Below are 13,261 nucleotides of genomic sequence, written 5' to 3' on the forward strand. Positions count from 1 at the left end.
TGTACAGTCCAGGTCGGTCCTTGATCCCCCCGGGATTGTGACCCTCCAGCTTGGCCCAGAAGCGGTGCGAACCGCCGCCCCACAGCTCCGGGATCTGCAGGACAGGCGTACCGCCGACAAGTCCCGCGAGAGAGGTACGCCGGGTGGCCGCCCGTATTCGGGCAGGCTGACGCCAATAGATGGTGTTCATGATGTAAGTCCTCGCCCCTGATGGCTACACATGGATGTACGGCAGGCGCGGCCAGACAAGGCACACGCCAGGGACGACTACACCCGAGAAACGCACACCACAGACAGCAGGGAAGTGCCCGCACGCGAATCAGCTCGTGACAGACCGGCAGACAGAACTGAACGCGAGAGTCCAGCCACCACGCCTGCGACAGGCACGGTCACCCGGCAACGCTCGGCACCAGCAGGTGTGAATTCCGACGGCGGTTGGACGGAGAGACACTCGCACGACGTCGAGTGCCGATCGCCGCCCGTGCCGGGGTCCGGCAGTTCGTTCGCCTGCGCGGTGGAGTGAGCGTGACGTGAAGATGACAGCGGGCTGCCGTGAGCATGGTGCCCTAGACCGCACATCAGGAGATGGAGGACGGCGATGATCGCGAGCCCGCCAAGCCATAGCCGCGCACGCACGCGAGGCGTGAGATTGGATGCGCGGCCGCCGACGATCACAGACGCACCGCTACATCGCTAACTGTAAATCACCTGTAGACGTTGAGTAATCAAAGGCAGAGTCTGTGACCTGCCGTCACGCGATCGACGGCGACGTGGCAAATGACCTAAGAGGCGCCGTATCTTGGGCTCACGTTCGGTCGAGATGAGTATCTACTGCACAAGATCGTACATACTGTGGCCTGCCGTCAATCCGTAGGCGCTGCCAATCCGAGACTCAGGGTGCCGAGAGGCCCCGCGATGCGCGGCCCATCAGGGTGATGGCGGTCCGGCGCGGTAGCAGATGGCTGATCAGCGGCGCGCAGGCACGCATCAGTGCACCCGGGACGATACGTGGTCCTCGCCCAAGTGCCCGCAGGGCGGCGGCGGCCACGACGTCGGGCGTGACCGTGCCGGGGGCCGGCTTGGCCATGGCCTCGCGCAGGTTCGGTGTCGCGACCGCCCCGGCGACGCAGGTGAGGACATCGACACCGCTGCCGTGAAGCTCCGACCACAGCCCCTCGGCCAGCACGGCGCCGAACGCCTTGGTCGCCGCGTACGCCGCAATGCCGGGCGAGCCCTGATTGCCGGCCAGTGAGGACATCACCACGAGCCCGCCACGGTGCCGGGCCGCCATCGCCGGCAGGTAGTGCCGCGCCAGCAGGAGGGGAGTGCGGCAATTCAGGTCCAGCATCGCGGTCAGCGCGGCCTGATCGAGGTCCAGGAACGAACCGACCGGCGCGTATGCCGCGTTGCACACCACCAGTCCGACCTCGCGGTCCTCCGTGGCCGCGAACACCTCAGCCAGCCCGTCCGCGGTGGACAGGTCGGCGCTGACGGTAATCGTCTGGACGCCCAGCTGCGTGGACAACTCGCTCAGCGGCTCCGGACGCCGGGCGACCAGCACCAGGTTGAGCCCCCGCTCGGCCAGCGCGCCCGCGAACGCGGCGCCGATGCCCTCGGAGGCGCCGGCGATCACCGCCCACTTCCCGTACTTCTGCGCGAACCTCATGCCATGACCGCCGATCTTGAGGACAAATGCGTGGAGACAGTAGCAACCGCCCCGTGAACAGACTTTGCCGGGTCGCTTCCGCGATGATCGCGTCCTCATAGATCTGGTGGTACGCCTCAATCACATCGCTGCCTGGAAGGTGCTGTGCAGCGCGAGCGAGGGATGGGCGACTCATCGGGCCGGGAGAGGTTCGGCGTCTGCGGCTTCGACCTTGCCTGGGACGGGCAGGCGCAGGCGTTTGAGTGCCAGGGCGTTGACGGCGACGATGACGCTGGAGCCGGACATCGACAGCGCGGCGATCTCGGGGCGCAGCACCAGGCCGAAGGCGGGTTCGAAGACGCCCGCGGCGATGGGCAGGGCGATGGCGTTGTAGCCGATCGCCCAGCCGAGGTTCTGACGCATCTTGCGCAGGGTGCCGCGGCCGATGCGCAGTACGGTGGGCACGTCCAGCGGGTCGGAGCGCATGAGCACCACGTCGGCGGTCTCGATCGCCACATCAGTGCCTGCGCCGATGGCGATGCCCAGGTCGGCCTGGGCCAGGGCGGGCGCATCGTTGACGCCGTCGCCGACCATGGCGACTTTTCGTCCGCCCGCCTGCAGTTCGCCCACCTTGGCGGCCTTGTCGCCGGGCAGCACTTCGGCGATCACGGTGTCGATGCCCAGTCGTTCGGCGATCCGCTGGGCGGTGGCGGCGTTGTCGCCGGTGAGCATGACGACCTCGACGCCGAGTTCGTGCAGGGCGGCCACCGCCGCCGCGGAGGTCTCGCGGGGCGCGTCGGCGATGCCGATCACCGCGGCCACCGTGCCGTCGACGGCCACCATGACCGCCGTCCGGCCGCCGGCGGCCACCTCCTCACGGCGCGGACCGAGTTCGCTCAACTCGATTCCCTCGCGCTCCAGCAGGCGCCGGTTGCCCACGACCACGGTGTGTCCGGTCACTTCGGCGATCGCACCATGCCCCGGCACGTTCTCGAACCGGTCGGCGCGCACGATGCCCAGGCCACGCGCGTCGACATGGTGGACGATCGCCTCGGCCAGGGGATGCTCGGATTCGCGCTCCACGGCGGCCACCAACCGCAGCAGTTCGTCTTCCGTCCAGCCGTCGGTGATCACATCGGTGACCTCGGGTTCGCCCTTGGTCAGGGTGCCGGTTTTGTCCATGACCACGACCTGGATACGTGCGGAGGTCTCCAGCGCCATGGCGTTCTTGAACAGTACGCCGCGCTTGGCGCCCAACCCGGTGCCTACCATGATGGCCGTAGGGGTGGCCAGGCCGAGCGCGTCCGGGCAGGTGACGACCACCACCGTGATGGCGAACAGGATCGCGGCGCTGAACGGCCGACCGGCGGCCAGCAACCAGACGGCGAAGGTGAGTCCACCGCCGATCAAAGCGACGAACACCAGCCAGAACGCGGCCCTGTCGGCCAGACGCTGCCCGGGGGCCTTGGAGTTCTGGGCCTGCTGGACGAGCTTGACGATCTGGGCCAGCGCGGTGTCGGCGCCGACGTTGGTGGCCCGCACCCGCAGCGTGCCGTTGCGGTTGATGGTCGCTCCGACGACGGCCGAGTCCGGCCGCTTGTGCACCGGGAGGCTCTCGCCGGTGACCATGGATTCGTCCACCTCGCTCTCGCCCTCCTCGACGACGCCGTCGACGGGGACCTTGGCCCCCGGGCGGATCAGCAGCAGATCCCCGACGGCCACTTCGGCGGTGGGCACCTCCACCGGCTGTCCGTCGCGGATAACGACCGCCTTGGGCGGGGCCAAGTCGAGCAGGGTACGGATGGCGTCGCTGGCGCCGCCCCGGGCGCGCATCTCGAACCAGTGCCCCAGCAGCACGAACGAGGCCAGCACGGTGGCCGCCTCGTAGAACACCTCCCCACCGCCGGTGAGGGTCACCACCACCGAGTACAGCCAGCCTGCGCCCACTGCGACGGCGACCAGCACCATCATGTCCAGGGTGCGCGCCCGCAGTGCCCGCACTGCCCCGTCGAAGAAGATCCAGCACGAATAGAAGATCACCGGCAGGCTGAGCAGCAACGCCCAGACGTCTATGCGCAGCCCGAACGGCACCGCCAGGTTCAAGCCCAGCACGTCTCGGCCGATCGGCGACCACGCCACGATCGGAACCGACAGCAGCGCCGCCACCAGGAACCGGTTGCGCATGTCGGCCACCATCGCGGCCATCGACATGCCGGCGTGCCCGCCATGTCCCATCATCTCGTGCGGAGAGGATGGCTCCCGGCCGTCGCCGTGTTCTGCCTGATGCTCTACGTGTGCGGGCGCTGCGTGGCTCCCCGGTATGTTTTGACGAGGCTGGCCGGGTTCGGCCATCGGGTCGCAGATGTGAGACGGCACCGCCTGCCCGGCGCAGTGGTAACCGCACTCGATCACCCACTTCCGGAGGTCGGCCAGCGACGTCCGGGACGGGTCGAACACCACCGTCGCCGTCTGGCCGACCGGATTCACCTCGACGTCGAGCACGCCTGGCCGGCGGCCGAGCCGGGCGGCCACGGCGTTCTGCTCCGACGCCCACTGGAGGCCGCTCACGTCCAGGATCGCGGTGCGGGAGCCCTTGTGATGATCGTGGTGGGCATGCATGGGACCTGTCACGGGCCTGCCTCCTTCACGCCGGAGGGTGCCCGGCAGGCACTCTCCTATCACGTATCGTAGATTCACTCTTCCTGGCTCCGGACTGAGGCTCACGCCCAGTCATGGCGCTCGCCGACTCCACGCCGCGGATCGCACCGACCACCCCAAGAGCCCTTAAGTGCAGGTGAGGCGGGGTTCGGGGGCGTACACGGTGTGAAACTGCTGCTTGCGTACGGTCTTGCCGTTCTCTTTGAAGATGCGCCACACGTCGATGGTGAAGCCCTCGGCGCCGCCCATCGGGATGCACTCGGGGCCGGAGTCGGTGATCGTGGTGATGGGTTTGACCTGGTAGCGGGATGAGCTTTGCGACTCGATGTCGTAGCGCTTGGTGCTCCAGAACTGGACGGTGATCGAGGTGCCCGTGTACGAGGTTTTGATCAGCACGCCGTACGGGAGTCGTTGCGCCAGCGGAAATCGGGCTGGGGGAAGGAGACCGTGGACTCACGTCCGGCCGGGTATCGGGAGATGTAGTACTGGTGCGGAGTGTGCTGCACGTCTTGGAAGCCGCCGAAGAACACCGCGTTGAACATGGTGGTGGCGAACTGCGAGACGCCGCCGCCGACGTCGTTGACGAACCGGTTGTTAAGGATCATGGGTGCCTCGACGAAGCCGCGTGCCTTGTCCCGCTTGCCGACCAGGCCGTTGAGCGAGAACGTCTCGCCGGGCTTGACCACGTATCCATCGACGATGTCGGCGATGCGGTGGATGTTGGTCACGCGTGGCGCGCAGCAGGGATGGCGGGTGGTGAAGGAGCTGACCTTCTCCTTGATGCCGAGCTTCTTGGCCGCCTCGGTGGTCACCCGAGGTTGTGTCTGGGCGACGGGCACGTCCACACGTCGGCCGCCCGCCGCCAGAGTGGCGGAGATCGCCGTGCCAAGGGCGTTGACGTCGATACCGCGTCCAACGCGGGCGTGGATGATCTGCGGCTTGCCGTTCGAGATCTTGAACGAGGCGTCCCTGGGGCGTTGAGGGGGCAGCGCACGTACTTGCAGGTCGACTGACTGGCGTTTGCTGGTGAAGGCCGCGCGTATGGCTCTCCCTGCGGCTTCACGGTCGAGAGCGCGTCCGGCTTTGGGCCGTACGACCTGAGGTTCGAGCCCGCGGTATCGTACGGTGCCCTCGCGGGGCGTGGCATCGATGCTCTTGGCCAGGTCGGCGAGCTTGGTGGTGAGGCGCTGCTCGTCCACGGTGACCGTTGGCTGGAGTTGACGGCTGCCGAAGAGTGATCGGAGGATGCCCGCCGGCGTGGTCGCGCCGTCGAGGGCGGCCCGTACGGTTGCTTCTGCATCGAAGGCCAGGCCCAGGTCGGTGGGAGTCACCCGTCTGGTCTTGCCGACCGCGACAAGCGCGAGCGGAAGCGCGGTCCGTTTGCCGAACTCCCGCTCCAAGCGCGAGCGGGCTTCGGCCGGAGACAGACCGCCGATGTCGACGTTGTCGACACGTGTGCCCGGCGGAACCTCTCCGGCAAGCGCGATGGCGGGCAGGGCGTAAGCCAGCACTGGAACGGCGATGACGGCGGTCACGACGACGGCCAACCGGGCCCGCCGACTCCGCAGGGCACGCCGGGAGCCGCTCCGGGACACCGGCGGGCTTGGCTGGGTGCTCGTCGAGCGGTTCATGGCGTCGCGGGACGGTAGGCAGACATCCCTAGCCGTGGATCGCGCATGGGAAGAGTGTAGCCCTCTCTACTAACGTTCATAGTAGGTAGGGCAAATCTTGAGGGCGCGCATCCGGCGGCGGAGCGCCTCGCCGAGCATGAACACCGAGGCGATCGCCAGTACAGGCTGCACCGGAGCGAAGTAGGTGAGTGCGCCGCTCGTCCCGAGAGCGGTGACGACGAGCTTGTTGCATATGGGGCAGCCGACGGCGAAGGCAGAGAGCAACCCTCCGCTCAGCGTCTTCTTCTGCTGGCTCGGCGGGGGCTGAACCGGGGCGACATAGGTGGCGACGATCAGACCGCTCAGGATCGCGGTGAGCAGCCACACCGGGTAGTTCCACCACAACACCGGCGTCATGCGAGAAAAGTACGAGGTGGGAATGATCCCGGTGGGAACGCCGACGATCACTGCGGTGACGCACCCGGCCACGAATCCAACGAGCCACTGTCTCCTGGTCCAGATACGCATCGCGAGAGGTCCTTTCGACTACCCGATGACCGGGCAGGAAATCAGAAAGGTGATCAAGGAGGGGACGATCAGCGCGAACCCCGGCGCCGCCAACAGCCCGCTGACACCGAGAATGCCAAGCACTCTGTCGCGCCCGCAGGCCGGCGTGACGGGGCTGAGCAGGCGCTTGACACGGGTGACGGTCGACTCGCCGCCGGCTCCCAAGGTGGCCGCGGGGGTGGATGCCCTGGCGACGGCTATCAGCGCCGACGCGATTACGCCGCGCGCATGCTTCCGTGCGGCGACGTCATCGGCCAGCAGCTCTACAAGGTGGGGCACCGCGGTTCCCGTCGCGGCGAACACGGGAAGTCCGGGAAATGCCTTGGCGGCGACCTGGGCGGCCGTGAGCAGGAGGTGATGACGGCCGGTCACATGGGCCCGTTCGTGGGCGAGCACCGCAGCCACCTGACGGTGATCAAGCGCCGCGAGTGCTCCACTGGTGATCACGATCACAGCGCGGCGGCCTGGGACGCAATAGGCAGCGGGCTCGTCGTGCTGGACGACGAGCGCGCCGAGCTCTTGCCGCTCGCGTCCGATCAGCCGGACAGCCTTCCGGTGCCTGATTCGGCAACGCCGTCCGGTCCAGAGCACGGTCAGGCTGGCCCAGCCGACCCTGATGGCGATGCCGCCGGCGATGGACAGGCCCGCCAGCGCGGCCAGCGGGCGGGCCGTGAACGGAGAAACATGACCCGACAGCATCTCACCACAGGCCATGATCAGCGCGGCGACCTCGTCCCCGATGGCGTGGGCGGGGAAGGCGAGCTGCAGCCCGGCCAAGGCTCCCGACGCGATCACCGATGCACAGCCGGCCAGCCACGCGGCGATCGACAGCCGGGGAGAGTCGCGAAGCCGTTGGCTGCGCATGATTAGTCGTGGCAGTCCCCATGCCGTGATCGCCGCATGCGCAACAAGGGCGCCCTCGACGATCACTGCTGGTCGCTTCGGTGAATGGCGGCATCGAGGGCAGCGTGCTCCTCAGGGGTGAGCCGCTCCAGGAAATGGACGAGCGTCATGGCCTGGTTGCCGCCCTTGGCCAGGGCCTCCTGCATGATCTGGGCACTGTAAGCCTCGTGGCTCATCACGGGCTCGTACAGGTAGGCCCGGCCGGATGGGTGGCGGCGCAACAAGCCCTTCTTGTGGAGGTTGTCCATGACCGTCATCACCGTGGTGTAGGCAAGGACCCGGCGGCGCTGCAGCGCCTGAAGCACCTCACGAACAGACACAGGGCCGTCGCATGACCAGATGTGGCCCATGACAGCGGACTCCAGCTCACCAAGACCGCGCGCCATCCCGCCCCTCCTAATCCTATCCATCATAGTAGCGATGGTTGGCGACGGCGCGAAGACTGCTGCTCGGATGTGGCCCGTCTCCCTGCATTCATCTCCGTCCGGAGCGGTCGACTATCTACTGCTTCGTGTAGTGGGAGAGGTGTTACGTGCGCGGGGGGATGGGTAACGGAGGTCTGAGCCGCCGTCGCGGTGGCCGGTGCAGCGAAAGCGAGGACGAGAGATGACGTTGCAAGTCGGGGAGATGCTCTCCGCCTACCCCAAGGACCTTGGTGATGTCGACCAGGCGAAGCTTACGAAATGCATCGAAGAGTGTCTCCGGTGCGCTCAAACGTGTACGGCCTGCGCGGACGCCTGCCTGAGTGAGGACATGGTGGCCGAAATGGTCAAATGCATACGCAGCGATCTGGACTGCGCGGACATCTGCGAGACCACTGCGCGCGTGCTCTCGCGGCACACGGGCTATGACGCGAACATGACGCGTGTGGTCCTCGAAGCCTGCGTCCAGGCCTGCAAGGCGTGCGGCGACGAGTGCGGGCGGCACACCAAGCACGCCCACTGTGGCATCTGTGCACAGGCCTGCCGTGACTGCGAACGCGCTTGCCGGGACCTGCTTGGGGTTCTCGGCTAGGCCTCGGCACGACCGGAAGTCGATCTCTTAGGAAGACGTGCCCGGCATCACGGGGGCGAATGCCGAGTACGTCCGAACGGATGGCTGCGGTTGTCCCCTCCCGGGAGGACCAGCCAGCCGACTTTTCACTATATGACATAGTAGGATCGGCCGCTAAGGCTGATGCGCGGATAGCCGCATAGCAGCTCTCTTACGGCAATTGCCGAAGCGGCTTCCCTGATGTCAGGACTTGTACTGCGGATAGCCATAGCCGACGACGTCGGACTTGGGTCGCACCCGCTCCTCGACCTTCCCATTGCCGGTGTTGCCTTCGATCGCGGTGATGGTGCCGTCGCGGTTGTCCTTCTTCACCAGGCCCATGTGGTCGATGGAAGTAATGCTCTTGTCGCCGCCCCATGCGTAGTAAACGACGGCTCCGGGCTTGGCAAGGGTGCCCCAGCGTCCGTTGTTCTTGAACCACCGCGCCCATGTGACCGTATAGGCGTCCCATCCCATCGTCGGCCTAACGCCGGTCTGCTCACCGACCCAAGAGACGAACATGGCGCACCACGGAGCGTTGGCGTAGGCCTGAAGGCTTCCTCCGTCGCGGGCCAGAGTCTCCTGGGCCCTGGGGGAAGTCATGTACCAGCTGTGGAATCGGGTGCCGCCGCCGCTGGCGTTCTCCGTCGTCCCCACCTGCTGCTGGGCCAGCTTCAGCACGGCGTCCGCTGTGACCTGGCGCTGGGGCTGGGAGGAAGTCGCAGACCGCGAGACGCCAGTTTGGGTCTCGCTGGCGTGGTCGCTGGCGAAGGCGGGCGTACTGGTGATGAGCGCACTGGCCACGGCCGCTGCGGCGAGGGTGAGGCCGTGCTTACGGGCGGACCTGCCGTAGCTCGGCAAGAGGTGTTTGGACATGCGGGGAATTGCTCCTTGCTTCCATGCCGCCTACCGGGTTAGCTGACGGGTTCGGGCGTGGAAGTGCCCTACGGAGCCCCGTTGGGACGGGCGCACCGATTCACCCCAAGAAAGTGGATCCCCGGCTCCGCGAGAAAGCGGACTCGGCGGCCGCGGCTACGATCTGCACACAACGCCGGTGCAGACGAGACGCGGTCTCGGCATTACAGGCCACCATCGGAACGCTGCGGCCTTGGGCCTGTAAAGGTATGCAAGCCAAATGGCCAGCGCAAGCGAAACCTTTGGAAGCCGACCCGAAGGCCCTGTGTGGCCTAGGGTTCAGCCATTAATCCTTTACCTTTACCACGGCGTGGTGCCGTGCCTGAGCGGTGGGCCGCTGTGTCGCTGTTCGGGTTGTGCATAATGTCGCAGTGACTATGAACCGTAGTAGCGTGCTGCCCCGAGCGGTGTACCTAGTGGCCGGACTCGTGGTTGCAACGCTGGTAGCGGGGATGTTAGCCCTCGTCGACTACGAGCGACCGGCGAAGCCGCCCCGGCGTCTTCGGGCTGGACCCGGGAAGCCGGGCAAAGCCTCGCCGGCGCCTGAACCGCCCGTTGTGGCGGCCCTCGACCGTCTGCGGGAGCCACACCTGCTTGTGACCGCGAATCGTCCGCTGCCTGAACAAATGATCGAGCGGGTTCGAGTACGCAAAGGCGTGAGCTCCATGGAGATCGTCGATGCGGCGGCGATACCGCTCGGCGGTAGGAGGGTGGGAACGGTGGGGGTGGAACCATCGGCCTTCCGGGCCTACACGCCCAAGCCGACCGTGCGCGGCGGCGAAGAGCAAACTGGGCGCCCCGTATGTCTGGGGCGCCGAGGGATCTGACGCCTTCGACTGTTCCGGCCTGATCCAGTGGGCCTTTGGCAGGGCGGGCATTCGGCTGCCGCGGGTGACGCATCAGCAGTTCGCCAGTGGACCCCGGGTCCCGTTTTCCCAGATGCGATCGGGTGACCTGATCTTCTGGCGGCCGGACCCCACCAACCCGGGCTACATTTCCCATGCCGCGATCTACTGGGGCGACGGAAAGATGATCCAAGCCCGGCGGACGGGGGACGTCGTCAAACTGGTGCCCGCCCACACGCGCAATCTCGCAGGCGTGGTGAGGGTGATTGAGTGATCACGCGTTGACCCGCTGCGGTGCTTGCCTTGCGTATAACAACGTGTAGCGCACGGTATTGATCGGTCTGCGTTGGATAGATCTTTTATGCCAAAAATCTCATTTCGGTAACCAGCCACCCTTTCTACCTACTACAGTCCTTCGTACTTGCCGGTGACTTGCCTTCGCGGTGGAGGCGGCCGGCTGGTGCCGAGGCCCGCGCCGCGGGAACCGGGGAACCAGAGCCTGGAGCGATCCACGCATGGGGTGAATCCGCCACGGATGCGGCGGTAGGGCGTCATCTCCTGGCCCGAACCCGTCAGCTAACCCGGTAGGCCATAAGGAGAAAGGGTCAAACCCCGGACCTATGCCATCCATTGTGGACGGGCTGCTCGACGCTGCCCAGAAAAATCTCGGCTATCGCGAGAAAACCGACGGCTACAGCAAGTTCGGTAACTGGTACTACGCCAACGTGGACAACAGCGACCCCTACTTCAAGACCGCCCCATGGTGCGACATGTTCATTACCTGGGCCGCCAACCAGGCGGGCGTCGAGAAGTACGTGGGGGATTTCGCCTACACCGTCGACCACGCCAAGTGGTTCAAGGAGCAGGACGCCTGGAGTGACAAGCCGGAGCCCGGCGCCATCGTCTTTTACGACTGGAGCGGGTCACGCGATGTGGAGCGGATCGACCATGCGGGCATCGTCGAGAAGGTACAGGGAGACCAGATCTCCACGATCGAGGCCAACGTCGACAAGGTGTGGCTCAAGCGCAAGGACAGGGACCAGAGCAAGGTCGTCGGCTACGGCCTTCCCCGCAAGGTCAAGGAGAAGTTCGGGGAGGGTGAGACGTTCGTCCTGACGGGCGGCAACCCGCGGACGCCTCTGGTCCGGAAAGGGGTCGTGCAGGCGGCGGGGAAGGCGCAGGAGACCGATGTCGTCCTGCCGACGGCCTCCACGGAGAGCATCGCGGTGTCTGGGGTCGTGTTCGCGGGCGTGCTCTGCGTTGCCGTCGTGGTCAGGCAGGTGAGACGTCGAAGCTCTGCCAGAGGCAGGCAGCAGCGGTATGCCGGCCGTCACCGTTCGATCATGGCGTAGCGGTTCATGATCTGGCAGGGCGGAAGGCGACGGTGAAGTCCGGCCCGCCGTTCTTGGACCCATAGACCGTGCCGTCCTCGGTGGCGGCTACCAGTCGCTGCGGGTCGGGTGTCCGCCAGCGCAGCAACCTGCCGAAGCAACTGGGCTGCGCCATGTTGGAGGACGGCTTGGTGGAGGTCAACGAGTTCGGGCAGTGCTCGGTGAAGGGAGTCTTCGCGGCCGGCGACATGGCCAGGCGGGCGTCCATGCCGTTCCCCGGCTGGCCAGGTGATCATCGCCGCCGGTCAGGGCGTCACCGCGGCCGTCGTGATCGATCAGGAGTTGCTGTACGCCTGAGCTCAGAGCAGCGAGAGCGTGTGGCAATGATGCGCGATCAGCGCGCTCACCCCCGGAAACACCGCCAGAGCCGCCGGTCCTGCGAGGAACAAGGTGACGGCCACCGTGCCCACCAGCCGCTCGCGGCGGTGGAGCGGCGCGGCCGGATTGAGCATGCGGCGCACCCTGCTCAACGCGTTCTCGCCTGCAGCGCCCAGCGCGAACGCGGGCACCCGCCCGGTGGCCAGACCGACCAGAGCCGCGGCGAGGTGCAGGCGCGGATGCTGTCCCGCGGCCACATCGTCGGCCCGCAACTCCACCAGGCGGGCCACCTCCGCTTTGGCCGTTGCGAACAGCGGGAGAGCAGGAAATGCCTTGGCCAGGCCTTCAGCCAGGGCAAGGAGAAGATGGTGGCGTCCTCGGAGATGGGCTCGCTCGTGCGCCAGCACCGCGGCCACATGCTCGGGCGGCAGGGCGTGGAGCGCCGCCGTGGTGATCACGGCCTTGTTCGCCCTGCCGGGCAGGCAGTACGCGAGCGGCTTGTCGTACTCCAGGACCACCGCGTCCAACTCGCCGTCACGCCGGCCCAGCAGGCTCAGCATCTCCGAGTGCCGGGCACGCTCGCGCCGTGAGGTCAGCAGCACCCTGATCACGCAGAACACAGTCCGTGCGGTGATGAACCCGCTGACCAGGACGGCCAGCCGGAATCCGGCGGAGGCCACGTCGACGTCGGATCCGTGGCCGAGAAACTGCTTGCACACCTCGAACAGCCTGGCCAACCCGTGCCCGACCGCGTCGCCGGGGATCGCGGCACTCAGCGCGGCCATCACCGCCGAGAGGACCGCGGAGATGTCCGCGGCCAGCCACATGGAGATCGCCAATCGGGGGGCCCGCTCGGCCCAGGCGGCCTTGACGAGCAGTCGCGGCAACACCGTGGCGGCACCCACGGCGTAGACGACGAGGACCAGGGCGACCGTCATGATCGACGGGTGTGCGCCGGGAACACCTGAAGGGCGGATTCCAGCGCGGCAGCCTCCTCCGGGGTCAGCCGCTCAAGGAAGTGAACCAGCGTGGCCGCCTGGTTACCGCCGCTGGCCAGCGTCTCGCGCATCAGCTCGGCGGTGTAGGACTCCTTGGTGCCGACTGGCTTGTACACGTACGCCTTACCCACCGGCTCGCGCTTCAGCAGGCCCTTTTTGTAGAGCTTGTCCATCACGGTCATCACGGTGGTGTAGGCGATCTCGCGATCCTGTCGCAAATCCTTCAGCACGTCTCTCACCGCGGCGGGGCGGTGGTACGACCACATCCGGTCCATGATCACCGACTCCAGGTCGCCCAACGTCCGCATCTTCTTGTGGCCTCCTGCCGCGATTTGTTTTCATGCTACTTGGGATCGTTGATACGGGGCCACAGTGTGCA

Annotated in this window: 13 protein-coding genes, 1 pseudogene and 2 riboswitches; of the genes and pseudogenes, 3 read left to right on the plus strand and 11 right to left on the minus strand. The window is 66.7% G+C overall.

Annotated elements, in window-relative coordinates:
* From AB0B64_RS12855 to AB0B64_RS12890, 8 genes and pseudogenes are all read right to left on the minus strand, one after another.
* A pseudogene (locus AB0B64_RS12855) lies at window positions 1-190 on the minus strand (hypothetical protein); the annotation flags it as partial.
* Window positions 191-892: 702 nt separating this feature from the next.
* Window positions 893-1,666, minus strand: a complete 774-nt coding sequence (locus tag AB0B64_RS12860; protein ID WP_357941578.1) for an SDR family NAD(P)-dependent oxidoreductase — start codon at window positions 1,664-1,666, stop codon at window positions 893-895.
* A gap of 171 nt (window positions 1,667-1,837) precedes the next feature.
* Window positions 1,838-4,276: a heavy metal translocating P-type ATPase gene (locus AB0B64_RS12865; protein ID WP_358176937.1), complete on the minus strand. Its 2,439-nt coding sequence runs from the start codon at window positions 4,274-4,276 to the stop codon at window positions 1,838-1,840.
* Window positions 4,277-4,429: 153 nt separating this feature from the next.
* Complete coding sequence (locus AB0B64_RS12870; RefSeq protein ID WP_358176940.1) at window positions 4,430-4,699, minus strand: hypothetical protein; 270 nt, start codon at window positions 4,697-4,699, stop codon at window positions 4,430-4,432.
* On the minus strand, window positions 4,693-5,934 hold the full coding sequence (locus AB0B64_RS12875; RefSeq protein ID WP_358176943.1) for a VanW family protein: 1,242 nt from the start codon (window positions 5,932-5,934) through the stop codon (window positions 4,693-4,695). The genes AB0B64_RS12870 and AB0B64_RS12875 overlap by 7 nt, the downstream gene beginning before the upstream one ends.
* A gap of 69 nt (window positions 5,935-6,003) precedes the next feature.
* Window positions 6,004-6,441, minus strand: coding sequence for a hypothetical protein (locus AB0B64_RS12880; RefSeq protein ID WP_358176946.1), 438 nt, complete (start codon window positions 6,439-6,441; stop codon window positions 6,004-6,006).
* Between the two features lie 18 nt (window positions 6,442-6,459).
* A complete protein-coding gene (locus AB0B64_RS12885; protein ID WP_358176949.1) occupies window positions 6,460-7,410 on the minus strand; it encodes a M48 family metalloprotease in 951 nt (316 codons plus the stop codon).
* The gene (locus AB0B64_RS12890; protein ID WP_358176952.1) at window positions 7,407-7,769 is read right to left on the minus strand and encodes a BlaI/MecI/CopY family transcriptional regulator; all 363 of its coding nucleotides are present in this window, start codon (window positions 7,767-7,769) and stop codon (window positions 7,407-7,409) included. The genes AB0B64_RS12885 and AB0B64_RS12890 overlap by 4 nt, the downstream gene beginning before the upstream one ends.
* A gap of 220 nt (window positions 7,770-7,989) precedes the next feature.
* Here AB0B64_RS12890 and AB0B64_RS12895 point away from each other — a divergent pair, with 220 nt between their 5' ends.
* Complete coding sequence (locus AB0B64_RS12895) at window positions 7,990-8,397, plus strand: four-helix bundle copper-binding protein (RefSeq protein WP_358176955.1); 408 nt, start codon at window positions 7,990-7,992, stop codon at window positions 8,395-8,397.
* A 222-nt stretch (window positions 8,398-8,619) separates the two neighbouring features.
* On the opposite strand, the gene AB0B64_RS12900 is transcribed toward AB0B64_RS12895, so the two are convergent.
* Entirely contained in the window at window positions 8,620-9,291 is a 672-nt protein-coding gene (locus AB0B64_RS12900; RefSeq protein WP_357941590.1) for a CHAP domain-containing protein, read from the minus strand.
* A gap of 12 nt (window positions 9,292-9,303) precedes the next feature.
* Window positions 9,304-9,450, minus strand: a riboswitch (cyclic di-AMP (ydaO/yuaA leader).
* Between the two features lie 558 nt (window positions 9,451-10,008).
* Between AB0B64_RS12900 and AB0B64_RS12905 the strand changes: the two genes are divergently transcribed.
* Together AB0B64_RS12905 and AB0B64_RS12910 are read left to right on the plus strand one after the other, a co-directional pair.
* Entirely contained in the window at window positions 10,009-10,449 is a 441-nt protein-coding gene (locus AB0B64_RS12905; RefSeq protein ID WP_358176958.1) for an NlpC/P60 family protein, read from the plus strand.
* Window positions 10,450-10,626: 177 nt separating this feature from the next.
* Window positions 10,627-10,781, plus strand: a riboswitch (cyclic di-AMP (ydaO/yuaA leader).
* 14 nt (window positions 10,782-10,795) lie between these two features.
* Window positions 10,796-11,527, plus strand: coding sequence for a CHAP domain-containing protein (locus AB0B64_RS12910; protein WP_357941594.1), 732 nt, complete (start codon window positions 10,796-10,798; stop codon window positions 11,525-11,527).
* Between the two features lie 338 nt (window positions 11,528-11,865).
* Here AB0B64_RS12910 and AB0B64_RS12915 read toward each other — a convergent pair whose 3' ends face one another.
* On the minus strand, window positions 11,866-12,822 hold the full coding sequence (locus tag AB0B64_RS12915; protein ID WP_357941596.1) for a M56 family metallopeptidase: 957 nt from the start codon (window positions 12,820-12,822) through the stop codon (window positions 11,866-11,868).
* A complete protein-coding gene (locus tag AB0B64_RS12920) occupies window positions 12,819-13,190 on the minus strand; it encodes a BlaI/MecI/CopY family transcriptional regulator (protein ID WP_357941598.1) in 372 nt (123 codons plus the stop codon). The genes AB0B64_RS12915 and AB0B64_RS12920 overlap by 4 nt, the downstream gene beginning before the upstream one ends.
* Window positions 13,191-13,261 lie beyond the last annotated feature (71 nt).

Source organism: Nonomuraea sp. NPDC049129 (genome assembly GCF_040648495.1).
Lineage (GTDB): Bacteria > Actinomycetota > Actinomycetes > Streptosporangiales > Streptosporangiaceae > Nonomuraea.